This is a genomic window from Trinickia mobilis, assembly GCF_017315705.1.
In the GTDB taxonomy this organism is placed as follows: domain Bacteria; phylum Pseudomonadota; class Gammaproteobacteria; order Burkholderiales; family Burkholderiaceae; genus Trinickia_A; species Trinickia_A mobilis.
Genome location: NZ_JAFLRF010000038.1, coordinates 1 through 21985, shown reverse-complemented (window position 1 = coordinate 21985; position 21985 = coordinate 1). Strand labels below are relative to the sequence as shown.

Annotated in this window: 24 protein-coding genes and 2 pseudogenes; 16 read left to right on the top strand and 10 right to left on the bottom strand. The window is 64.7% G+C overall.

What is annotated here, in order from left to right:
- Window positions 1-12 precede the first annotated feature (12 nt).
- Together J3489_RS30500 and J3489_RS30495 are read right to left on the bottom strand one after the other, a co-directional pair.
- A complete protein-coding gene (locus J3489_RS30500) occupies window positions 13-1491 on the bottom strand; it encodes a sodium:solute symporter family protein (protein WP_207004547.1) in 1479 nt (492 codons plus the stop codon).
- Complete coding sequence (locus J3489_RS30495) at window positions 1488-1703, bottom strand: DUF3311 domain-containing protein (protein WP_207004546.1); 216 nt, start codon at window positions 1701-1703, stop codon at window positions 1488-1490. The genes J3489_RS30500 and J3489_RS30495 overlap by 4 nt, the downstream gene beginning before the upstream one ends.
- A gap of 215 nt (window positions 1704-1918) precedes the next feature.
- On the opposite strand from J3489_RS30495, the gene J3489_RS30490 reads away from it, so the two are divergent.
- From J3489_RS30490 to J3489_RS30470, 5 genes are all read left to right on the top strand, one after another.
- Entirely contained in the window at window positions 1919-2131 is a 213-nt protein-coding gene (locus tag J3489_RS30490; RefSeq protein WP_137333647.1) for a DUF3820 family protein, read from the top strand.
- A gap of 108 nt (window positions 2132-2239) precedes the next feature.
- Window positions 2240-2536, top strand: a complete 297-nt coding sequence (locus J3489_RS30485) for a YXWGXW repeat-containing protein (protein WP_207004545.1) — start codon at window positions 2240-2242, stop codon at window positions 2534-2536.
- Window positions 2533-3129: an RNA polymerase sigma factor gene (locus J3489_RS30480; RefSeq protein WP_207004572.1), complete on the top strand. Its 597-nt coding sequence runs from the start codon at window positions 2533-2535 to the stop codon at window positions 3127-3129. The genes J3489_RS30485 and J3489_RS30480 overlap by 4 nt, the downstream gene beginning before the upstream one ends.
- Window positions 3126-3563: a hypothetical protein gene (locus tag J3489_RS30475; RefSeq protein ID WP_207004544.1), complete on the top strand. Its 438-nt coding sequence runs from the start codon at window positions 3126-3128 to the stop codon at window positions 3561-3563. Before J3489_RS30480 ends, J3489_RS30475 begins: the two co-directional genes overlap by 4 nt.
- On the top strand, window positions 3560-4045 hold the full coding sequence (locus J3489_RS30470) for a periplasmic heavy metal sensor (RefSeq protein ID WP_207004543.1): 486 nt from the start codon (window positions 3560-3562) through the stop codon (window positions 4043-4045). Before J3489_RS30475 ends, J3489_RS30470 begins: the two co-directional genes overlap by 4 nt.
- Window positions 4046-4097: 52 nt before the next feature.
- Here J3489_RS30470 and J3489_RS30465 read toward each other — a convergent pair whose 3' ends face one another.
- Together J3489_RS30465 and J3489_RS30460 are read right to left on the bottom strand one after the other, a co-directional pair.
- Window positions 4098-4400: a Txe/YoeB family addiction module toxin gene (locus J3489_RS30465; RefSeq protein ID WP_207004542.1), complete on the bottom strand. Its 303-nt coding sequence runs from the start codon at window positions 4398-4400 to the stop codon at window positions 4098-4100.
- A complete protein-coding gene (locus J3489_RS30460) occupies window positions 4354-4650 on the bottom strand; it encodes a type II toxin-antitoxin system Phd/YefM family antitoxin (protein ID WP_207004541.1) in 297 nt (98 codons plus the stop codon). The genes J3489_RS30465 and J3489_RS30460 overlap by 47 nt, the downstream gene beginning before the upstream one ends.
- 254 nt (window positions 4651-4904) lie before the next feature.
- Between J3489_RS30460 and J3489_RS30455 the strand changes: the two genes are divergently transcribed.
- The 7 genes from J3489_RS30455 to J3489_RS30425 all read left to right on the top strand — a co-directional run bounded on the left by J3489_RS30455 (window position 4905) and on the right by J3489_RS30425 (window position 12951).
- Window positions 4905-6329, top strand: a complete 1425-nt coding sequence (locus J3489_RS30455; RefSeq protein WP_207004540.1) for a DUF1800 domain-containing protein — start codon at window positions 4905-4907, stop codon at window positions 6327-6329.
- Window positions 6330-6331: 2 nt separating this feature from the next.
- Window positions 6332-7480: a DUF1501 domain-containing protein gene (locus J3489_RS30450; RefSeq protein ID WP_207004539.1), complete on the top strand. Its 1149-nt coding sequence runs from the start codon at window positions 6332-6334 to the stop codon at window positions 7478-7480.
- Window positions 7481-8063: 583 nt separating this feature from the next.
- Window positions 8064-8558, top strand: a complete 495-nt coding sequence (locus J3489_RS30445; protein ID WP_207004538.1) for a GNAT family N-acetyltransferase — start codon at window positions 8064-8066, stop codon at window positions 8556-8558.
- 135 nt (window positions 8559-8693) lie between these two features.
- Entirely contained in the window at window positions 8694-9401 is a 708-nt protein-coding gene (locus tag J3489_RS30440; RefSeq protein WP_374193503.1) for an ABC transporter ATP-binding protein, read from the top strand.
- A complete protein-coding gene (locus J3489_RS30435) occupies window positions 9398-10795 on the top strand; it encodes an ABC transporter permease (protein ID WP_207004536.1) in 1398 nt (465 codons plus the stop codon). Before J3489_RS30440 ends, J3489_RS30435 begins: the two co-directional genes overlap by 4 nt.
- A 40-nt stretch (window positions 10796-10835) precedes the next feature.
- Window positions 10836-11630 carry an outer membrane lipoprotein-sorting protein gene (locus J3489_RS30430; RefSeq protein WP_207004535.1) on the top strand — a complete coding sequence of 265 codons (795 nt, stop codon included), beginning with the start codon at window positions 10836-10838 and terminating at the stop codon, window positions 11628-11630.
- Between the two features lie 7 nt (window positions 11631-11637).
- The gene (locus J3489_RS30425) at window positions 11638-12951 is read left to right on the top strand and encodes a hypothetical protein (protein ID WP_207004534.1); all 1314 of its coding nucleotides are present in this window, start codon (window positions 11638-11640) and stop codon (window positions 12949-12951) included.
- Window positions 12952-12964: 13 nt separating this feature from the next.
- On the opposite strand, the gene J3489_RS30420 is transcribed toward J3489_RS30425, so the two are convergent.
- From J3489_RS30420 to J3489_RS30405, 5 genes and pseudogenes are all read right to left on the bottom strand, one after another.
- A complete protein-coding gene (locus J3489_RS30420; protein ID WP_242540428.1) occupies window positions 12965-13954 on the bottom strand; it encodes a PDR/VanB family oxidoreductase in 990 nt (329 codons plus the stop codon).
- A pseudogene (locus J3489_RS37990) lies at window positions 13943-14320 on the bottom strand (cupin domain-containing protein); the annotation flags it as partial. The gene J3489_RS30420 and the pseudogene J3489_RS37990, both read right to left, overlap by 12 nt.
- Window positions 14321-14394: 74 nt before the next feature.
- Window positions 14395-15519 carry a muconate cycloisomerase family protein gene (locus J3489_RS30415; protein WP_207004532.1) on the bottom strand — a complete coding sequence of 375 codons (1125 nt, stop codon included), beginning with the start codon at window positions 15517-15519 and terminating at the stop codon, window positions 14395-14397.
- Window positions 15520-15624: 105 nt separating this feature from the next.
- Window positions 15625-16251, bottom strand: coding sequence for a flavin reductase family protein (locus tag J3489_RS30410; RefSeq protein ID WP_255555299.1), 627 nt, complete (start codon window positions 16249-16251; stop codon window positions 15625-15627).
- Window positions 16252-16292: 41 nt separating this feature from the next.
- Window positions 16293-17243, bottom strand: a complete 951-nt coding sequence (locus J3489_RS30405; protein WP_242540422.1) for a dioxygenase family protein — start codon at window positions 17241-17243, stop codon at window positions 16293-16295.
- 18 nt (window positions 17244-17261) lie between these two features.
- On the opposite strand from J3489_RS30405, the pseudogene J3489_RS38980 reads away from it, so the two are divergent.
- The 3 genes and pseudogenes from J3489_RS38980 to J3489_RS30395 form a co-directional block, all read left to right on the top strand.
- Window positions 17262-17318 (top strand): annotated as a pseudogene (locus J3489_RS38980) (helix-turn-helix domain-containing protein); the annotation flags it as partial.
- 9 nt (window positions 17319-17327) lie between these two features.
- The gene (locus J3489_RS30400; protein ID WP_309491443.1) at window positions 17328-18086 is read left to right on the top strand and encodes a LysR substrate-binding domain-containing protein; all 759 of its coding nucleotides are present in this window, start codon (window positions 17328-17330) and stop codon (window positions 18084-18086) included.
- A gap of 154 nt (window positions 18087-18240) precedes the next feature.
- Window positions 18241-19269 carry an aldo/keto reductase gene (locus J3489_RS30395; RefSeq protein ID WP_207004528.1) on the top strand — a complete coding sequence of 343 codons (1029 nt, stop codon included), beginning with the start codon at window positions 18241-18243 and terminating at the stop codon, window positions 19267-19269.
- Between the two features lie 36 nt (window positions 19270-19305).
- On the opposite strand, the gene J3489_RS30390 is transcribed toward J3489_RS30395, so the two are convergent.
- Entirely contained in the window at window positions 19306-20196 is an 891-nt protein-coding gene (locus tag J3489_RS30390; protein ID WP_207004527.1) for a LysR substrate-binding domain-containing protein, read from the bottom strand.
- A gap of 111 nt (window positions 20197-20307) precedes the next feature.
- On the opposite strand from J3489_RS30390, the gene J3489_RS30385 reads away from it, so the two are divergent.
- Window positions 20308-21561 (top strand): MFS transporter, encoded by a 1254-nt coding sequence (locus J3489_RS30385; protein WP_207004526.1) that lies wholly within the window; start codon window positions 20308-20310, stop codon window positions 21559-21561.
- Window positions 21562-21985 lie beyond the last annotated feature (424 nt).

Sequence of the window (21985 nt, the reverse complement as noted above, 5' to 3'; positions counted from 1 at the left end):
GCCCTTTCGGACTCAATGCGTATGCGCGTGCGACTGCTTGGCCGCCGAGCGCGGCTGAGTCACCGTGCTGACGACGACCAGCACGATCACGTTCAACGCGAGCGCGAGAAAGCCGATGTTGAGGTCCTTCAACCGGTCGGGCAGGAACGGGAACAATTGCCCGACGCTCGCCTTCGTGAGCGTCGTCACCGCGACGACCGCCACGCCCGCGACGATACCGGCGAACGCCCCTTGCTTCGTCACGCGGCTATGCGCAAAGAGGCTGCACACCACGGCAGGGAAGAGCTGGGTGACGAGGCTGTAGCCCATCAAGAGCAGCGCGACGATCGTCTCGCCGCCTTTCAACGTGAACCCGACCGCCACGAGCGCGATCACCGGCACGAGCACGCGCGCGAGCTTCGCGACCTGGCGGTCGTCGGCCTGGCGGTTGAGCGCGCCGCGATAGACGTCGTTGGCGATGAGCGTGGCCGCCGTGATGAGGATCATCGAGCCGGGCACGAGGGCGGTCAGCACGCCCGCCGCGCCGACCACGCCGACGAACCACGGGTCGAACGTCTGCAGCGACAAGCGAAAGAGCGACAAGTCGATATCGCCGCCCTTCAAGCCCGGCACCTTGAGCACCGCGGCAAAGCCGACGAAGAACACGAACAGCAGGATCAGCTGATAGACCGGCAGCACGGCCGCGTTGCGCCGGAAGATGCGCTCGTCCTTGGCGGTGAACACCGAGCCGAACGTATGCGGCCACATGAAGAAGCCGAGCGCGGTGAGCAGCACCGTCGACTGGAACCAGGTGACGCTCGTGCCCTTGTCGGGAAACGTCAGGAAGCCGGGCTTCGCGGTGTCGATCGCATGGAACATGTTGCCGAGGCCGCCGTAGTAGTGGATCGGCAGATAGATGCCGAGGAACAGCACGACCGCGAGGATCGTCAGGTCCTTCACGACCGAATTCCACGCCGAACCCCGCACGCCCGACACGATCACGTACGCCGTGACGACGATCGCGCCGATCCAGACCGCCACCGTCGACGGGATCGCGCCATACGAGGTCGTCGACACGATGATGCCGAGCCCCTTGAACTGCAGCACGAGATACGGAATCAGCGCGGCCACGTCGACGAGCGCGACGAGCACGCCGAGCGCGGGGCTCGTGTACTTGCTCGCGAGGAAGTGCGGCTGCGACACGAGCCGGTTCGCCTTCGCGTAGCGCCAGATCGGCGGCAGCAGCCAGTACGAGAGGATGTACGCGAGCGTCGCGTAAGGCAGGATGTAGAAGACGGCCGCGCCCTTGCCGTAGGCAAAGCCGCTGCCGCCGAGGAACGTGAAGGTCGTGTAGATCTCGCCTGCCATCAGCAGGAACACGAACACGGTGCCGAAGCTGCGTCCGCCCACCGACCACTGTTCGAGATTCATGTCGTGCCCGTGCCTGGCGCGCACGCCGAGGGCGAGCGCAAGGAGCGCGGTGGCCGCGATGATGATGAGTGCGCTGCTCATGAGCGGGCCTCCTCGGGTTGATCGGCGGCTATGCGGTTAGCCGGATCGAGCCGGTAGACGAGCGCCATGATGCACGCCGTCAGCACGACCCACAGCACGATCCAGGCAAGCACGAGCGGCATGCCGAGAACAAGAGGTTCGACTTGGTTGACGAACGGAACACCTAGCAGGATGCCGATGAACGGCAAGGCGGCGAGCAGCCGGAGCAACATGGTGGGGTCTCTCCTCGAACGTGTGATGACGTCTTGGGCGGCCGGTTTTTTCTTAGCCTCCTGAATGACTCTATGCCGGAAGTGTTCGGCGCGTAAAGGCTGTCAATAATCATGAAGGCGATTTGAAAGTGTTGCGTAGCACTATCGAATGAACATGGCGGATGATGCCCTCGCGCGACGAGGCCATATTTCGACGAAACGGATACCGGCTGGAAATGAACCCCGAACACTTGAAGCTGCTGGTCACAAGAGTCATGCCTTACGGCAAATACAAAGGACGGCTCATCGCCGACCTGCCCGGGCACTACCTGAATTGGTTTGCTCGCGAAGGCTTCCCGCGCGGCGAGCTGGGCAGCCTGCTTGCGTTGATGCACGAGCTCGATCACAACGGCCTGAAACCGCTCCTCGATCCGCTGCGGGAGAAGTGACGCGGGCCGGAAATGAATTTTGTTCAACGCAAGCGACGGATTTTTCCGCCTCGTCCGTTCAACGGACAACGAGGCTCTTACGGCAACCGGCTCCATCGGAGATCACGCATGAGACTGTCCCCCCTCACGCGGCTCATAGCCGCGGCCGTGACGTTGTTCGCGGCGTCCGGCGCGTTTGCGCAAGTCGTCATCGCGCCGACGGCGCCGCCGCCGCCGCGCGTCGAGGTCGCGCCGGCGCCGCGCGCGGGCTATGTCTGGGACCCCGGGCATTGGCGCTGGTCGCGCGGCCGCTACGTCTGGGTGTCGGGGCATTGGCGCGTGGTGCACCGGGGCGGGCGGTGGGTGCCGGGGCATTGGGCGCCGCGCGGCGGGACGTGGCGGTGGATACCCGGGCATTGGGCTTGACGCGAGGGACCCTCACGAGAACACGCCCGCCGGCCCCACAAGACGGCGACCCCGATGCGGAGCTGATCGCGCGAGTCGGCCGGGCGGACCCGGCAGCGGTGCGCACGCTCGTCGCGCGCAAGCTGCCGCGTGTGCTCGCGCTGGCGGCGCGCCTGCTCGGCGATCGCAACGAGGCAGAAGATGTCGCGCAGGAGGCCTTCATGCGGGCCTGGAAACAAGCGCCCCACTGGCGGGAGGGCGAAGCCCGTTTCGACACGTGGCTGCATCGTGTCGCGCTGAACCTTTGCTACGACCGGTTGCGCGCGCATCGCGAGACCCTGGTCGACGAGATCCCGGACCAAGCCGACCCCGGCGCGGCGCCCGATGCCGAGCTCGAAGCGCGCACGCGCGGCGAGCAAGTGCGCGCCGCGCTCGCGGCGCTGCCGGCGCGGCAGCGCGAGGCGCTCGTGCTCACCTACTACCAGGAACTTTCGAATCTCGAGGCGGCCGGGCTGATGGGCATTTCGGTCGACGCTCTCGAGAGCCTTTTGGCCCGCGCGCGCCGCAGCATGCGTGCGCAGTTGGGCGGCGCTGCCAGCAAGGAAATGTCATGACACCCGAGAGATTCCAAGCCATCGTCGAAGCCTACGGCGCCGATTCACGCCGCTGGCCTGCCGCCGAGCGCGAGAGCGCGCAGGCGTGGGCCGAGCGGCACCGGCAGGAGGCCGATGCGCTGCTGGCCGACTCGGCGTGGCTCGATGCGTGCCTCGCGAGCGACCCGGCCCCGCAGCCGAGCGACGCGCTCTTCGCCCGCGTCGTCGCGCTCGCGCCCGAGCCGGCCGGGCGCCGCAGCGCCGTGAAGAAGAGCCGCCGATGGGTCTGGTGGTCGGGCGCGGCGTTCGCGGGCGTCGGGCTTGCGGGCGGGCTGGCCGGTGCGCTCGCCGTGTCGTTCTTCGCGATGACGGGGCGCGTGCCGCCGCCTGAGCACGAGTCCTCGTATCCGGCGACGAGTTTCAGCGGCTCGGCCGCCGACTGGAGCGGCGAATGACTGGCCGCTCATGGAAAGCCGTGATGATCGGCTCGCTCGTCTTGAACGTGTTCTTGTTGGGCAGCGTGGCGGGCGGCGCGTATCAGTGGTTTGCCACGCATCGCGAGCAGAAGACGGCGGTTCAGCCGCCGCCGCGCGCGTTGCGCTTCGCAGCGGAAAACCTCGGCGACGATCGCGAGCAGCAGTTCGTCGACGCGCTGAAGGACGCCCGCCGCGACGGCCGCGACTCCGCGCGCGAGGGGCGCGAAGGACGCCGCGAGGTCCTGAGCGCGCTCGCCGCGCCGCAGTTCGACCGGGCTGCGCTCGACGCCGCGCTCGCCAAGACGCGCAACGCGGACATCGCGCTGCGCACGCGCGTCGAGCAGGGTGTCGCCGATTTCGCCGCGACGCTCACGCCGCAAGAGCGCGTGAAGTTCGCCGAGAGCCTGAAGGAAATCGGGCAATGGCGTCAGGCGCAGGCTCCGAAACCGGCGAGCCGGTAATACGCGATGAATCACGAAAAGCACCGTTGCCGGTGCTTTTCGTGTGCCGCAATCAGTAGTGGTACCGGCACTGCATGACGTAGATGATGCCGTCTTGAACGATATAGACCAGACGGTCGGATTTGGTGATGCGGCGCGACCAGAAGCCTGTCAAATCGCCCTTCAAGGGCTCGGGCTTGCCTGTGCCCTTGAACGGATCGCGCGCGATTTCCTCGATCAGGCCATTGATTTCCTCCACCATGGCCCGGTCGTGTTCTTGCCAGTACAGGTAGTCGTCCCACGCGTGCGAGGTCCAGGCGACCTTGCAGTTATTTACGGCTGCGGCTTTGTTTCTTGCTTTTTTCTGCTGCGTCATCGTTCAGCAAGTCCTTCGTGACGGTCTTGCCGGCCTTGAATTCGGCGATGGACTGGCGCAGCCGCTCGGCGTTCGCCGACGAGCCCAGCAGATGCAGGGTCTCCTGCATGCTGTTGTAGTCGTCGAGCGAAATCATGACGACATGCTCGCCACGCTGGCGCGTGATGATCGTCGGTTCATGATCGCGGCACACCGTATCCAGAGCCTGCTTGAAGCCGGCTCGCGCCTCACTGAAAGTCAGGATGTTCATTTCGATCTATCTCTCATGCCTGTCTACAGGCGTTCTATGTTCGCGCGCCCGACGAACGGACGATCGGGCTGCAACGTTTTTCGCCGAACCGGATTCGTGGGGGCTGCATTCGCAAGCGGCGCGTACGGCGAATTGTACCTAGTTCTGTACCACTTTGGCATCGAGCCAATGAGGAAGTTTTTTTCGATTCGTCGCGACGGAAATGGCATGCCCCCAGCGTTTAACGAAGGTATCCACGGCTCGCAGAGGGCAGCATGGCTAATTCACCCGGCCTGAATCCGGCCGCGATTGCGCTGAACCGTTTCGGTCTCGGCGCGCGCATCGACGACGTGCCGCCCGCCGATCCGAAAGCGTGGCTGCTCGCGCAATTCGAGGCCTATCAGCCGGCGCCGTCCGCGTGGACTGCGCAGCCCGGCTCGCTCGCGCTCGCGCAGCAATTCGGCCAGCAGCAGATGCAAGCGCGCGAGGCCGCCGATCAAACCGCAAAGCTCGCCGCACGAAAGGCGCTGCGCGGCGAAGTGCTCGAGACGTACCGCGCCGCAGTCAACGCGCGCGTCGACAGCGCGCTCACGACGCCAACGCCGTTCGTCGAACGGCTCGTCCACTTCTGGGCCAATCACTTCGCGGTATCGACCGAAAAGCCGCAGGTCGCCGCGCTCGCGGGCGCGTTCGAAGCAGAGGCGATCCGCCCGCATGTGCTCGGCCGCTTCGAGGAGATGCTCGTTGCGGTCGAGCGTCATCCGGCGATGCAGCTCTTTCTCGACCAGGCGCGCTCGATCGGCCCCGACAGCCCCGCCGCGCTGCGGGCCGCCGCGCGCAACCCCGATAACAAGCGCGGCCTCAACGAGAACCTCGCGCGCGAAATCATGGAGCTGCATACGCTCGGCGTGCGTACCGGCTACACGCAAAACGACGTGACCGAGTTTGCGCGCGCGCTCACGGGCTGGAGCATCGTGCCGCTGCAAGGCGGGCCCGCCGCGCAGCGCTTCGGCGCGCAAGGCGAGCCGGGCAGCTTCGTATTCCGCCCGCAGCTCCACGAGCCCGGCTTTCGCACGCTCTTGGGCCGCACCTACGCTCAGCCGGGCGAAGGACAGGCGCGCGCGATCCTGCACGACCTCGCTTCGTCGCCCGCCACGGCGCGGCACATCGCCGGCAAGCTCGCGCGCCACTTCGCCTCCGACAACCCGCCCGAGCCGATGGTCGACCGGCTCGCGGACGCGTTCCAGCAAAGCGGCGGCGACCTGCCGACGGTCTATCGCGCGCTCGTCGATTCGCAGGAGGCGTGGTCGCCGGTCGCCGCGAAGTTCAAGACGCCGTGGGACTGGGCGATCTCGTCGCTGCGCGGGCTCGGCCGTCAGGACATGGGCAATGCACAGGCGGCACCGATGCTCACGCAGCTCGGCCAGCCCGTGTGGCGTCCGGGCTCGCCCGCCGGCTACGACGACATCGCCGCGAGCTGGGCCGCGCCCGACGCGCTCGTGCGCCGCGTCGAGCTTGCGCAGCGGCTCGCCGCGCGCGTCGGCGACAACGCCGGCGGCCGCGTCGATCCGCGCTCGCTCGGCCAGAAGCTCATGGCCGGCTCGCTCTCCGAGCCGACCGAGCTCGCGGTCTCGCGCGCCGAGAGCGTGCCGGCCGCGGTCGCGCTCCTGCTCGTGTCGCCCGACTTTCAACGGAGATGACGATGACTTCCCGCCGCCAATTCCTGAGCCTCACGGCAGCCGGCGCCGGCGCGATGCTGGTGGCGCCGCAGATCGTGTTCGCGAGCGTCGAGACGGACCGGCGCTTCGTCTTCGTGATCCAGCGCGGCGCCGCGGACGGCCTCAACATCGTCGTCCCGTACGCCGACCCGGCTTACGCCGGGCTGCGCGGCGCGCTCGCCATCGACGCCGCCGCCGCGGCCAAGCTCGACGGCACGTTCGCGCTGCATCCGGCGCTTCTCGAGACCGCCAAGATGTATTCGCAGGGGCAGGCACTGTTCGTGCACGCCGTAGCTTCGCCGTACCGCGACCGCTCGCATTTCGACGGACAAAACGTGCTCGAGACGGGCGGCGCCGCGCCCTACCAGCTCAAGGACGGTTGGCTCAACCGCCTCGTCGGGCTCATGCCCGCGAGCCGCGCGCCAGCGATCGCGTTCGCGCCGACCGTGCCGATGGCGTTGCGCGGCAAGGTCGAAGTGGCGTCGTATGCGCCGTCGGCGCTGCCCGCAGCGCCCGACGATCTGCTCGCGCGCGTCTCGCAGCTCTACGAGCAGGACGCGCAACTGCGCCCGCTCTGGAAGGAGGCGATGATGGCGCGCGGCCTCGCCGGCGACGCCGGCGCGCGCCAGGACCCGGCGAGCCTCGGCAAGCTCGCGGCCAGCTTCCTCGCGAAGGACGACGGTCCGCGCATCGCGATGATCGAGACGGGCGGCTGGGACACGCACAGCGCGCAGAACGCGCGGCTTGCCGCGCAGCTGAAGTCGCTCGATGCGATGCTCGCGTCGCTGCGCGACAACCTCGGGCCGGTGTGGGACAAGACGACGGTGCTCGTCGCCACCGAGTTCGGCCGCATGGCCGCCGCGAACGGCACGGGGGGCACCGATCACGGCACGGGGGCGGCGGCGATGCTGATCGGCGGCGCGGTGAAGGGCGGCCGCGTCGTGGCGGACTGGCCGGGGCTGCGGCCGGGCGACCTGTACCAGGGACGCGACCTCAGGCCGACGATTGCGCTCGACACGGTGATCGCGAGCGCGGCGAGCGGGAGTCTCAGGCTCGATCCGGAACGCACGGCTTCGGCGCTGTTCGGACCCACGAGCGGCTTCAAGCCGATGGACGGTTTGATCAGGGGCTGACGGGGGCTCATACAAGATACCGCCGCTTTTATGACGGTGGTGAGAAGAACAGCGGTTATTGCCATTGCACCAATTCGTTCGCCGGCCGAACTCGAGGTTATGCCGGAGTTATACCCGGAATAAAGGCTTTTCACGTTTTAGCGGAAAGTCATTCCTTTGCGCAAACCTTTGCCGATAATTATTCGCCGCGCATTATCCAATGGCGTAAAAAAAGTGTACGCTCGTCGTTTTCTCGGCCTTCTGATTTCTTTCAAATGGCTTTTGTTTTGGGGTGTCGGCCTCGGTGGCGTGGTGACTTGGGCGCGGTGCTAATCCGCGCGTCGTTGCGAAGTATTACGGTGTAGCTGTATTGCAAGCCCCGCACGGGTAATTCCATTCCGCAGAACGATTTAAGCCGCCATCATTGCAGCGTCATAACCGGTCGGCTAACATCGGACAATACAAACAACGAATAACTATTGGCGAGCGCGAATAGCGCCTGATCGCAATGAGCCATTGCAATGTCAATTCCATCGGTTCTCTCGTTACTGCGTCCGGTAATTCCATTGACGGTGCGCACGGAAATGTCTGCCTGCGCGCGTCGATGGGAGCGGACCGGCATTTCCTGCACGCGGTCTACGCGAGCACGCGCACGGCCGAGTTCGCCGGCGCGGGCTGGAGCGCCGGCGAGATTCACACGCTGCTCGCCGGACAATTCACGACGCAGGACGCGTACTACCACCGTCACTACCCGCACGGGCGCTTCGACGTCGTGCTGCTTGGCGAGACGCCGGTCGGACGCCTCTATCACGACTGGAGCGGCAGCGACGCGCGCGTGATCGATATCGCGCTGTTGCCGGCGTATCGCCGCGCGGGCATCGGCACGCGGCTCATGCGCGCGCTCGTGGCCGAGGCGGCGCGCCGCGCGATGCCGATGTGTCTGTATGTCGAGTTCGATAACCCCGTGCGCGCGCTCTATCGCAGGCTCGGGTTTGTGCCGGTCGGCGAGAACGGCGTCTATGAGCAGATGCGCCGGGCCGCCGTGCCGTTCGATGAGAAAGCCGTACCGCTCGCCGGGCTGGAGGCGAGCGCGGCATAGCGTGGCAGATTTCCGCTTTGCTTCGTCGCCCGCCAATGCGGTTGGTCGCCGTTGCGGGCCGTTCGTCGCAACGCCGCCCGCGCGCCTCGCCTCGTCACTACAGTCGCCTCATCGAATCGGATGACGGAGGCGCCCGTGATTGCCGCCACCTTGAACGACGTGACGAAGATCTATGGCGACGGCGACGCCGCTGTTCCGGCTTTGCGCCATGCGTCGGTCGATATCTTCGGCAACCGTTTCACTGTGCTCTCGGGCCCCTCGGGCAGCGGCAAGACGACGGTGCTCAACCTGCTCGGCGGCATCGACCGCGCGTCGTACGGCAGCGTCGCCGTCGCCGGAGAGCCGCTCGCGGCCATGTCCGATAACGCGCTGTCCGATTTCCGCGCGCGCCACATCGGCTTCGTGTTCCAGTCTTTCAACCTGCTGCCGGTGCTCTCGGCCTATGAAAACGTCGAGTATCCGCTGACGCTGCTCGGCGTGCCGAAGACCGAGCGCCGCGAGGCGGTGCTCGCGCTGCTCGACGAAGTGGGCGTCGGCGACAAGGCGGCGCGTCTGCCCGCCGAGCTTTCCGGCGGACAGCAGCAGCGCGTCGCGATTGCGCGCGCGCTCGTCACGCAGCCCGCGCTCGTGCTCGCCGACGAGCCGACCGCCAATCTCGACAGCGCTACGGGCGCCGCGATCATCAGCCTGATGCGGCGCATGCAGCGCGAGCGCGCGACGTCGTTCGTGTTCTCGTCGCACGACCCGCAAGTGGTCGCCTCGGCTGACGATGTCGTCGTGATCCGCGACGGGCTCATCGTCGACGTTCGCCGCACTGCACGCATCGAGGCGGCAGCACCATGAAAAACTGGCTCCTGGCGTTCCGAAACCTGCTGCGCAACCGGCGGCGTTCGATGACGACGCTGTTTGCCATGGTGATCGGCCTCGCGTCCGTGCTCGTGTTCGGCGGCTACGCGGGCAACATCAACTACGGCTTGCAGACCAACTACGTGCAGCACGGCGGTCATCTGCAGATCCAGCACCGCAACTACTTTCTCTACGGCAGCGGCGATCCGGTGTCGTACGGCCTGACCAACTACGCGCACATCATCGACCTCGTGAAAAGCGACCCGGAGCTTTCGCGGCTCGTCACCGTCGTCACGCCCGTGCTCGCGGTCAACGGCATCGCAGGCAATTTCGCGGCGGGTGTGTCGCGCACCGTGTTCGGTTCCGGCATCGTCGTCGCGGATCAGAATCGCATGCGCTTGTGGAACGACTACGGTTTTCCGGACCACCCGAAACCGCTCGCGCTCACCGCGACGAGCGCGGACGCGGCGCTGATCGGCACGGGCGTCGCACGCGTGCTGCGGCTGTGCGGGCCGCTGAAGGTGCCCGACTGCCGCGAGCCGGAAGCCGCGCAGGCAGTCGACGCGCCAAGCGCCGCGACGCCTCCAGACCTCGCTCGACTGGCCGCGCTCGAAGCGAATGCGAAGGCGAGCGCGCCGCACGGCGCGCGCATCGAGCTCTTGACCTCGAACGCCTACGGTGCGCCGAACGTCGCCGAACTGAACATCGTCGAGGCGCAGAAGCAGGCCGTGAAGGACGTCGACGACATGTTCGTGCAGCTGCATCTCAAAGAGGCGCAGCAGCTCGTCTATGGCGGCGGCAAGCCGGAGGTCACGTCGATCGTCGTGCAGTTGAGACATACGTCGCAGCTCGCCGAAGCCCGCGCCCGTCTGAACGCGCTGTTGCACTCGACGCTTCAAGGCGAGCCGCTCGAAGTGCTCGACTTCGCGACGCTCAACCCGCAGTACGGCCAGATCACCGGCATGTTCGGCGCCGTGTTCGGCTTCATCGCGGCGATGATCGCGACGATCGTGATGTTCACGGTCGGCAACACGATGAACATGGCCGTGATGGAGCGCACGAAGGAAATCGGCACGCTGCGCGCGATCGGCGTGCGCGGCTCGGGCATTCGCAATATCTTCCTGTGCGAAGGCTTTCTGCTCGGCACGTGCGGCGCCGTGCTCGGCACGCTCTTCGCGCTGATTGCCGCCGCGCTCGTCAATCACGCCGGCCTCCATTGGACGCCGCCGGGGCAGACCGACCCGGTCGCGCTCACGGTCCGCGTGTGGGGCGAGACGGGAATGATCGTGCGCAACGCGCTCGGCGTGATCGTGGTCGCGACGTTCTCCGCGTGGTGGCCGGCGCGGCGCGCGGCGAGGATGCCGATCGTCGATGCGCTGCGCTTTGCGTGACGCTTCGGGGTGTCTTCTATCGAGAGCGGGAACAGCCATCATGAAATCGTATTCGTTCATCAAGGCGGCTGGCGCGTTGCTGTGCGCGTCGCTGGCCGCTCACGTCGCTCACGTTGCATACGCCGCACCGTCCGCGGTGCAATTGCTGGAGCAAAGCGACGCCGTTCGCAACCCCGCCCAGTCGTTCAGCCTGACCAACACGCTGATCGAATTCCGCAACGGCCAGCAGACGGGCGTCGACGTGCTGACCGTCTATTCGAAGCCCGATTCGAGCGACGGCCAATACCGCAACCTCGTGCAATTCGACGAGCCCGCGCGCGACGCCAACAAGCTGCTGCTGAAGAACGGCAACGACCTGTGGTTCTACGATCCGTCGAGCCAGGCGAGCGTGCGCATCTCGCCGCAACAGCGCCTTTTGGGGCAGGCGGCGAACGGCGATGTCGTCACCGTGAACTGGGCGAAAGACTATGTCCCGACGCTCGCAGGCGAGGAGGACGTGACCGACGGCGACCGTCAATCGCGGCACTGCTACAAGCTCGCGCTCACCGCGCGCGCGCCCGACGTGACCTATCACGCGATCGACCTGTGGCTCGACGCGAGCAACTCGCGTCCGGTCAAGGCGCGCTTCTATACGGAAAGCGGCGCGCTCTTGAAGGTGGCCTACTACCGCAAGTTCCAGCCGGAACTCGGTGCCGAGCGGCCGACCGAAACCGTCATCATCGACGGGCTCGATCCCAACTGGGTGACGGTGATGCGCTACTCGAACTTCGCGTGGCGCGACGTGCCGGACGCGTGGCTGCAACGAGCGTATCTCGCGCGCTTCAAACCCGAATGAAGCGGCGATGGGCAAGCGCTTGGCCGCCGTCATCGTCGCGGCAGGCATGGGGATCGGCGCGGCCGGCATCGGCATCGGCGCAGTCGGCCAGGCGTTTGCGGCCGGCGACGCGGATGGGCCGCAGATCGCCGCGAGCGATGAAGGCGCGTTGCAGCTCGCCGATACCGCGAACGCAGCGCCGTCAGCGCGCAGCAATTGGCAGCGTGCGTTCGAATTCGCGGCGGGCAATTACACGGCGGCGAGCCAGACCGGCAGCGTCTTGCTCGACGACACCCTGCGTGTCTCGTCGTCGCTCGCCTATGACGGCGCGTTCGCGCCCGGCTGGCGGGCCGTTTTCTCGAACCAGTTCGATGCCGGGTGGCGCGGCGGCACCGGTCGATATAACGCTGTCGATACGCTCAAAGAGGCGTATCTGAGCTGGCGTCCCAATACGTCGGCCATCGTCGACGCGGGCCGTATCAACTTGCGGGAGGGCGTCGCGCCGGGATTCAATCCGACCGATTTTTTCAAGGCAGGCGCGCTGCGCGCCGTCACGTCGATCGATCCGGAGAGCCTGCGCGAAAACCGCTTGGGCAGCGTGATGCTGCGCGGCCAGGCGCTCTGGAACGGCGGCTCGGTGACGGCGCTCGTGTCGCCGCCGCTCGCCTCGACGCCGAGCAGCGCGACGTTCAACCCCGATTTCGGCGCGACCAACCAGACGTGGCGCTACATGCTGAGCGGCACGCAACGGCTGTTCGGCGGCTTTGCGCCGCAATGGCTCATCTATGGCGGCGCGGGCATCTCGCCGCAATTCGGTGTGGACGCAACGACTTTGCTCGACAACGCCACCGTCGGCTTTCTCGAGTATTCGGGCGGGCGCAGCAGCGCGCTTGCCGGCGGACCGCAGGGCCCGGAAAGTTTTCACTCGAAACTCGCAACCGGTCTCACGCGAACGTTTCCGAACAAAGTTTCGGTGACGCTCGAATACGACTACGACGGCGCCAGCGCCAATCGCGCGACATGGGATGCGCTTGCCGCCCATCCCGCGAGTTTCGGCGAATATCTCGGAGCGGCCGCAAGCGCACAGGAATTGCCGACGCGGCAATCGCTCTTCACCTACGTCACGTGGCAGGACGCCTTCGTGGTCCATCTCGATCTGACGGCGTTGGGCCGCTACGATCTCGTCGACCACAGCTACTTCACGTGGCTCGAAGCGCGCTATCACTGGCCGCGCGTGGACCTCGCGGTGCAATGGCAAACCAATCACGGCGCGTCGCACAGCCCGTACGGGGACGCCCCGCAAAAGCAGGTGCTGCAGGGCGTGCTGACTTTTTTCTACTGAACCCGGCGTTAACCTAGAGATCGAGCACCAGAGACTCGCCCTTGCAACCCGAGACGCACACCGTCATCACCGCATTGCTCTCACGCTCGCTCGCGCTCAATACCGAGTCGCGATGATCCGGCTCGCCGGACAGCACGCGGGTCTTACATGCGCCGCACACCCCTTGCGTGCAGCTGTGCGGCACTTGGACGCCGGCGTCGAGCAAGGTCTGCAGCAGTGTCTTGCCCGGTGCGACTTCGAGGCTGCGTCCCGAGCGGCTCAATTCGACGCGGTAACGCTTCGTCGTTTCACCCGGCGCATCGCGGGCCACGAAACGCTCCAGATACACGTGCGCAAGTCCGAGTTCGCGGCCATGGCGCTCGAAATCGTCGAGCATCGGTGTCGGGCCGCACGCATAGAAATGCGCGTCGCGGCGACGTGTCGCGAGAAATTGCACGAGGTCCACGCGCTCACCCTGCTCGTCGTCGAAATGCCACGAGACCTCGTGTCCAAGCGCCTCGATCTCTTCGACGAACGCCGCCTCGCGACGCGAGCGCGCACAGTACAGCAATTCCACCGATCGTCCGAGCGCGCAAAGCCGTCGCGCCATCGACAGGATCGGCGTGATGCCGACCCCGCCGGCGATCAGCACCGTATGGACCGCGTTCTCGTGCAACGGAAAATTGCTGCGCGGACGGGAAATTTCGATCTGTGCGCCGACCCGCAACTGCTCGTGGACGTAACGCGATCCACCCCGACTTTCTTCGACATTGAGCACGCCGATCACATACCGATCCTTGTCGTCCGAGGAATTGCACAGCGAATAGCTGCGAATCATTCCGTTGGGGAGATGAAGATCGATGTGAGCCCCTGCGTCGAATGCGGGAAAGGTCGAGCCGGGCTGCGGCCGCAACTCCACGCTGACCACGCGTTGTGCCTCGTGGCGAATGGCGTGAACCGTCGCGCGCAGCTGCGTGGTTTCGGGCTTGTTGCGTGCGAGCGGCGGATGATAGACCACCAGCATTTCCAGCGCCGAATCGCCGAGATTGCGGAAGGAATGCGGCACGCCCGCCGAAATGGGACTGACCGAGCCAGCCGTCACCTCGGTGACCTCGTCGCCGACGGTCACTTCGCCGTGCCCTGAAAGGACATAAAACAGGTGAGCGTGCGGCTCGACATGTGTCGGAGAGGATCCGCCGGGGCCGACCGACGCCAGTTCGAGGCTGTACGCGTTGCCGGTGTACGTCGTGTCGGTAAGGGGCTTGTACCCGGACTTGTCGACAAACACGCCGGTTAGGGGAACCCAGGGCACTTCGTCCACATGCCATGTGACCGAGGCTTTGGCAGTCGCCGGATCAGACGACAGCGGCTCTCGCCGGATTGAATTCATTTCTACTCCTACAAAAACGATTTTCGATTTGTTTCAGCAGGGCTGAACACACGCTTGTATCGGGCTATTCCGGCTCAGCGAATAGCGACGCGAGGCTGTTTGTCCCTGCGGTAGTGCGCGAGCTTGTCACGATCCAGTTCCACACCGAGGCCAGGGCCGTTGGGAACACGGGCTTCGAACTGCTCGTACCGAACCGGCTCGACGGCCAGGTCGTCCGACAGCCAGGCGGGCCCGATCCACTCGCTGCCCCATGTCAGGTCGCCGAGAGCGGCGCCCAGTTGCAGGTTTGCCGCCGTTCCAATCGAAGACTCCAGGAAGCAGCCGCCGAATACGCCAATACCATGTGCGGACGCTATGGCTGCTATCTCCCGGCACGCGTTGAAACCGCCGGATTTCATCAATTTGAGGGCAAATACCTGGAACGCGTTTCCGGCAGATGCGATAGAAACGGCGTCACGCGTTGTCGCCAGGCTTTCATCGGCCATGAGAGGTGCATTCAGGCGTCTGGCCAGCCGCGCATGCCCCTCTACGTTCCATCTTTCGATCGGCTGCTCTATTAGGGAAATGCCCGCGTCTACAAGAGCAGGCAGATGGCGCTGCGCGACGGACTCTGTCCACGCCGCATTGAGATCCACGCGCAGCTCGGCCCGATCGTGCAGCTTTTGTGCGATCTCCACGGCACGGTGCATGTCTTGTTCGACCGGCAGCGATCCCATCTTGATCTTGAACGAACGACTGAACCCGGTCTCGATCCTCGCAATCGCCTCGTCGACTTCCTGCGCGGCATCTCCGCTGCCGAGCGGCCACGTAACGGGGACGCTACTGCGGGTTTGGCCGCCCAGCAGGACGTGGACCGGGCATGAAAGCGCCTTGCCTGCGATGTCGTAAAGCGCCATTTCGAGGCCGGCCTTCGCGAACCAGTTAAGCGCGGCTACCTTGTCGAGCTTTTGCATGGTGCGTACGACGTGGGTGGCCGACTCGCCAATCAGGGCTGGGCCGAGATACGAGTCAATCGTCGCCTTGACCGATTCGACACTGTCGCCGCTCCACCAAGGGCCTCCCGCCGTGGCTATTTCACCGATGCCTTCGATGCCGGCATCGGTCCTGACCTGCACGAGAAGATACGACTGCTGTCGCATGCCGATCTTGGCATGCTGATGCGGACGCTTGACAGGCATATCCACCAGTACACTGTCCACGTCGGTTACCCGAATATCCGGTAGAGAAACATCAGTAGAACTTATTGGCATGGGTTCGTCCTTTACTTGTGTTGACCGCGATGCAACTCGGGCTCCTACCGCCGCCTACACCTTGGCCGCTCCGATTGGGGGCATCGGAAAGACCGAATCCACCGACGTGAAATCCAGGTATCCCATTCGCGCAAGCGGCCGAATGGCAGGGATGTCGATGATTCCGTCCTTCAAAGCCCAGTCTGCGATGTGGATACCCACCACATCACCAAAGACGATCGTGTTCGGAGCCGAGGCCGGTCCGCTCGACGGCAACTCGATGACCAGCGATGTCTTGCACTCGAACTGCACGGGAGAATTCTTGACCCGCCTCGGACGCACGAGCTTCGATGGCAGCGTCTCTACATTCAACGCCTCAAACTCGCTGACGCCCCGATCGAACGACGCTGACGATTCGTTGCACGCTTGACGCGCGTCCCACGTGGCCATGTTGTAGACGAACTCGCCTGTGGTGCGGGCATTGACAACGCTGTCCTTGATTCCCCCGTCTCCATGTCGACCGTTTGCTGAAAACATGACAACTGGAGGGTCATAGCGCACGAGGTTGAAAAGGCTGAACGGAGCAAGATTGGAGACCCCTTGAGTGTCCAACGTCGAAATCCAGCCGATGGGTCTCGGCACAACGCACGATATGAGTGGGTTGTGCGGGAGCCCGTGCGGCTCTCCTGGCTTGTAGAACATAGTCGTGCCCTCTGATCGATGTTGCGTGGCGTCGGAGGCTGTCAAGCCGGATCGAGCACAAAGTCCTTCTTGAGCAGCTTGGCGTCTCCGCGAATTCCCGGGGCGTGCACGAGGGGGGAACGGACACCCTCGACGCTGTCGCTGTCAAGCCACTTGTCACCGGCGAAGTAGGCTTGCGTAGTCAACTCGATAAAGCCCGGCGCGCGCACTTTGAAGTGCACGTGGGCGGGTCTCCAGGGATGGCGCCCCATGAAGCCAAGAAGCTCGCCGCTTGGCCCGTCGTGCGGGATCGTATATGGGGCAGGCATCGTGGTACGGACGCTGAACTCGCCAGTCGGGCCGATGATTTTCTTGCCGCGGTAAAGGTCGACCGGATAATCGTCGCTGTAGCCGCTGTAATACCCTTGCGGATCAGCGTGCCAGATGTACAGCTGTGCGCCTTCGACCGGCTTCCCCGACAAGTCCGTCACCCGCCCCTCGATGATCAGCGCCTCGCCCTGCTCATCACGCGTCTTGATGCGGTCCGTGATCGTCGGCGCGGATTCGAGGAAATAGGGCCCTTCGAGATTACTGACCGAACCTTTCCGATGCGTCATCTCGATGTCCGCGACGGTTGCGTTGAACAGCATGTCGCAAGTCAGCGGGATTTCGAACTCCGGGGCTTTTGCATATTTCATCAGGAAGCCCACAGCGGCGCGGTACTCCTCGAATGTCACGTCGTGATGCCGCAGTACCTCGCGGACAGACTTCACTAGATCGCGGATCACGACTTCGGAACGGTTTGACATGTCAGTCTCCTCTGATAGATCTGGGGCGAGCGCTTGATGGCCCGTCGCTGCATAACGCACCTCGACTTTAGGGAAAGCCGGTGCTATCTTCCAATACTGTTTTCGCAACTGTGAAGACCTAAAAGGTATCGCCCATCTCGAGGTCAAGGATCCCAATTGGAACTCCGGCATCTCCGCTACTTCGTGGCCGTCGCGGAAGAACATAGCTTTCGGCGCGCCTCAATGCGTCTTCATATTTCGCAGCCCCCTCTTTCAAGGATGATCGGCCAACTAGAAGAGGAGGTAGGCGTGCAGCTATTCGAGCGAACGCCCAGAGGCGTGGAACTGACAGACGCGGGGGCAACGTTCCTGGAAGAAGCGCGAAGGGCGTTGCGGGTCGTGAACGATGCGGTGGAGCGTTCCCGCAAGGCGGCTCGGGGCGAGTTCGGCCACCTGGAAATCGCGTACTACGGTTCGGCGATCTTCCGCGTGCTGCCGCAATTGGTCACTGAATTTGGAAAGCAGGAGCCGCCCGTCACCGTGGATCTTCACAATCTGCCGAAGGACCGTCAGATTCGCGCCCTGCGCGATGGATGGCTCGACATTGGATTCGCAAGACACTACCGCAACGAACCGGACATCGCTTGCGAAGAGGTGTATCGCGAGCCGGTCGTTCTCGCGGTGGCTTCATCGGATCCAATTGCCAAGCGGACCCTGTTGCCGATGGCTGCGTTGCGCGATGAACCATTGGTGGTCTTCCCCAGTACGTCGAGACCGAGCTTCGCCGACGAGGTGCTACGGTTTTGCGAACAGGCGGGCTTCACCCCCTATATCATTAAGGAAACCGAAGACTTGATGGCTTGCCTGACCCTTGTCTCCGCCGGGATCGGCTTGGCACTGGTACCGGTCTCAGCCATGAGCATTCATCTGCCTCAGGTGTCTTTCGTGAAGATCGTCAAGCCGAAACCCACCAGCAGTCTGTATTGTGTGTACCGAAGGGATGAGCACAATCCGAGTCTGTCGCGCTTCCTAAACCTAATTCGATCGTTCCGCTTGACCGGGCGTTGACGGCGGCACAAATCCGACATGGCTACGGCTGTAGTGCCAAGCAAAAAGCGCGCGACGTCCGACGCGATCCGGAACACGAGCGTAGACTTGAACGCCTTGTCTCTCGTGGAGTCCGTCGTGGACTTTTCGTAAGTCAGCGCAAGGAGAATGTTCGATGGAATACAGGTATCTGGGTGCATCGGGATTTCAAGTTCCGGTTCTGAGCTTCGGCACGGGAACGTTTGGGGGCAAGGGCGAGTTTTTCGAGGCGTGGGGCGCGACCGACGTCGCGCAAGCGCGGCGTCTCATCGACATCTGCTTCGATGCGGGCGTCACGATGTTCGACACCGCGGACATCTATTCGAGCGGCGCGTCGGAAGCCGTGCTCGGCGAGGCGCTGAAGGGCAAGCGCGAGCGCGCGATCATCTCGACGAAGGCCACTTTCCGGTTGGATGACGAATCGCCTAACAACGTCGGCTCGTCGCGGTTCCATTTGATTCAAGCGGTCGATGCGTCGTTGAAGCGTCTGCAGACGGACTACATCGACATTTTTCAACTGCACGGCTTCGACGCCAAGACGCCGGTCGCGGAAGTCCTCTCGACGCTCGACGATCTCGTGCGTGCGGGCAAGATCCGTTACACGGGCGTGTCGAATTTCTCCGGCTGGCATCTGATGAAATCGCTCGACGTCGCGGACCGTTACGGCTATCCGCGCTATGTGGCGAACCAGACTTACTACTCGCTGATCGGCCGCGACTACGAGTGGGAGTTGATGCCGCTCGGGCTCGATCAGGGCTTGGGCGCCATCGTGTGGAGTCCGCTCGGCTGGGGGCGTCTGACCGGCAAGCTCAAGCGCGGACAGCCGCTGCCTGCGACGAGCCGCTTGCACAAGACGGCCGACATGGGGCCGCCGGTGCCGGACGATTATCTGTTCCGCGTCCTCGATGCGATTGAAGAAGTGGCGGCCGAAACCGGCAAGACCGTGCCGCAGGTCGCGCTCAATTGGCTGCTGCACCGGCCCACCGTGTCGACGGTGCTGATCGGCGCGCGCAATGAAGAGCAACTGCGCCAGAATCTCGGCGCAGCCGGCTGGAACCTGACGGCCGAGCAGGTCGCGAAGCTCGATGCAGCGAGCGCGTTGGTGCCCGCCTATCCGTATTGGCACCAGCGCGGGTTCACCGAGCGCAACCCGTTGCCGGTGTGACCGGGCTCCCGGGCCTGTTCTCAGCGTGAGCAGGCTCTAGCCTTCGAGCTGCCCCTTGATCCACCGGTAGAACTGCAGGATTGCCGCTTCGCGCGGATGGCCTTCGCGCCATGTGAAGAAGTAGTCGAGCGAGGCGGGGATGCGCACGTGGCCGAGCTGCACCAGTTCGCCTCGCTCCAGATACGCGCGCGCGAGCTGCAGCCGCGCGGTAGCGAATCCTTGTCCGTTGACGGTTGCTTGCAGCAGCAAGCCGGCGTCGTCGAAGACCGGTCCGCGAACGGGCTCGTCGGCCTGCACGCCGGCGGCCTCGAAGAAGTCGCGCCAGGAGCGGCGCGCAAAATGCAGAAGGGGCATGTGCGGCAGGTCCTCGATGCGGAAATCCGGATAGCGCGCGAGCAACGCCGGACTGCAGACGGCGATCACCTGATCGTCGAGCAGCTTGCGGATCTGGAAGCCGGGCTCGTCGACGCGCCGGTGCCAGATGCCGATGTCGACCGAGTAAGGGTCGGGCGGCACGACACCTGCGTGCATGTGCAGCGATAAATCGATGAGCGGGTTCTGATCGTAAAACCCGCCTAGCCGCGGAATCAGCCAGAACGACAGGAAGTCCGACATCGCGCTCAATTCGAGCCGCGTCGCGCCGCTCACGCCGCTTGCGCCGCGGCGGGCGGCATCGAGCGCATCGCGCAGGTCGTCGAGGCTGTGCCGCACGCGCTCGGCCAGTTGTGCGCCCGTGGCCGTCGGGATCATGCGCGTGCCGGAGCGGCGGAACAGCTCGACGCCGAGCTGTTCTTCCAGCCCGCGCAGATGGTGGCTGACCGCGCTGTGCGTCAAATGCAATTCTTCCGCGGCGCGGCTGAAGCTGCGCCGGCGCGCCGCTGCTTCGAGCGCGCGCAGAGCCTGAAGGGGAGGGAGTGAGATCGGCATGACGTCAAATTCTACTCACATTACAGTTCGATATCTCTCGTTGGCCTGCGCGCGCGTCATCGCCAATAATCGGGGCTCGACTGATTCATTCCACAGGGTTCCGGTTTCCTCATGACTTCCACCAGATGGCGCGTGCTCGCCGTTTTCTCGCTCGGGTATTTCGTGTCGTATCTGTTTCGCGGCGTGAATCTCGGGTTTGCGCCGTTCCTGACGCACGATCTCGGCTTGTCGGCCGCGGACCTGGGCACGCTGACGAGTCTGTACTTTCTCGGCTTCGCAGGCGCGCAGATTCCAGGCGGGGTGCTGCTCGATCACTTCGGCGCGCGGCGCGTCACCGCGTGCGTGATGCTGATCGCCGCGGTCGGCGTGTGGCTGTTCGGCGCCGCGCACGATCTCGGCACGATGATGATCGGCCGATTTCTGATCGGCGTCGGGGTGTCGGTCTGTCTTGGCGGCGCGTTCAAGGCGACGGCGCAGCATTTTCCGGTGGGGCAGCTCACGCTCGTCAATGGCCTCGTGATGGCGGCGGGCGGACTGGGCGGCGTCGCGGTCGGCACGCCGCTCTCGTGGCTGCTGTCGCTGACCGGCTGGCGCACGCTCTCATTCGCTCTCGCGATGTTTACGGCGGCGGTTGCCGTGGCGGTCTGGTGTTTCGCGCCGTCCGTGCGCGACACGCACCGGCAGGCCAGCGTGCTCGAGCAATTCAAGGGCACGTGGCATGTGTTGAACAGCCGCGCGTTCTGGAAGGCGGCGACTTTCTCGGGGCTCACGCAAAGCGTGTTCTACGCGATGCAGTCGCTGTGGGTGGGCGCTTTTCTGCGCGATGTCGTGCTCGCGGATGCAAGCCATGGCGCGGCGTGGGCCGCATCGCTCGTGTCGGTGCTGGGTGCCGCGTTCATCGCGGGCAATATCGGCTTCGGCGCGTTGGCGCGCGAGCTGGAGCGGCGAGGCGTGACCGTGTCCTTGTTCTCCGGCGTGACGATGGCGCTTTTCGTCGTCGTGCAAGCGCTGATCGCTGCTCGCGTGCCGCTGCCCGAGCCTGTGCTGTGGGCCGCGTACGGCGCGCTGGGCGGCACGGGCATCCTGACCTATTCGGTGCTGGCCGAGAATTTTCCCGCGCGGATGATCGGGCGCGTGAACACGACATTCACGCTCGTGATTTTTCTTGCGATCTTTGCGTTGCAGGTTGCGATCGGTGCTGCGCTCGGTCTCTGGCCGATGCACGAAGGGCACTATCCGGCGTTCGCGCACCAGAGCGTATGGGCGGTGCTGATCGCGATGCAGATTGCGGGGGCGGTGTGGTATTTCATGCCGGCGCGGCGGGCGCAAGAGGCGGCGAACGGTTCCGCTAAGCCGTCGCTGTGAGCGAACATTCCTCGCTTTCGGCTGCGGTAGATTAAAAAAATAGCCAATAAGTGGTATCTGGCAAATACAGGCAAGGAAGATTTCGCGCGGGTCGAATTCTGATGGCGCGCGTTACCTGAGTTTCCAGAGGCCCCAGATCGCAATCAGGAGCGCGAGGCCGAAGCCGATGGCAAGCAAGACGTAGGTTTCCAATTCGATGACTCGCAATCGTGCAGTTGCATGAGCGGGCCATCGTCGAAACGAAAGCCGGCGGGTTGCGACATGCTACCGGCCCATCCTTTCAAATGAGGAACGCCTTCGCATCCGTCGGCAACCGGCTGGCGACGCCTTGCTTGCGGCCGGACCGCGTCACTGCACGCTGGCGCGCCGCTCGACGAAGCGCCGCACGTATTCGTCGGCGGGACGGTGGACGATGTCGTCGGGC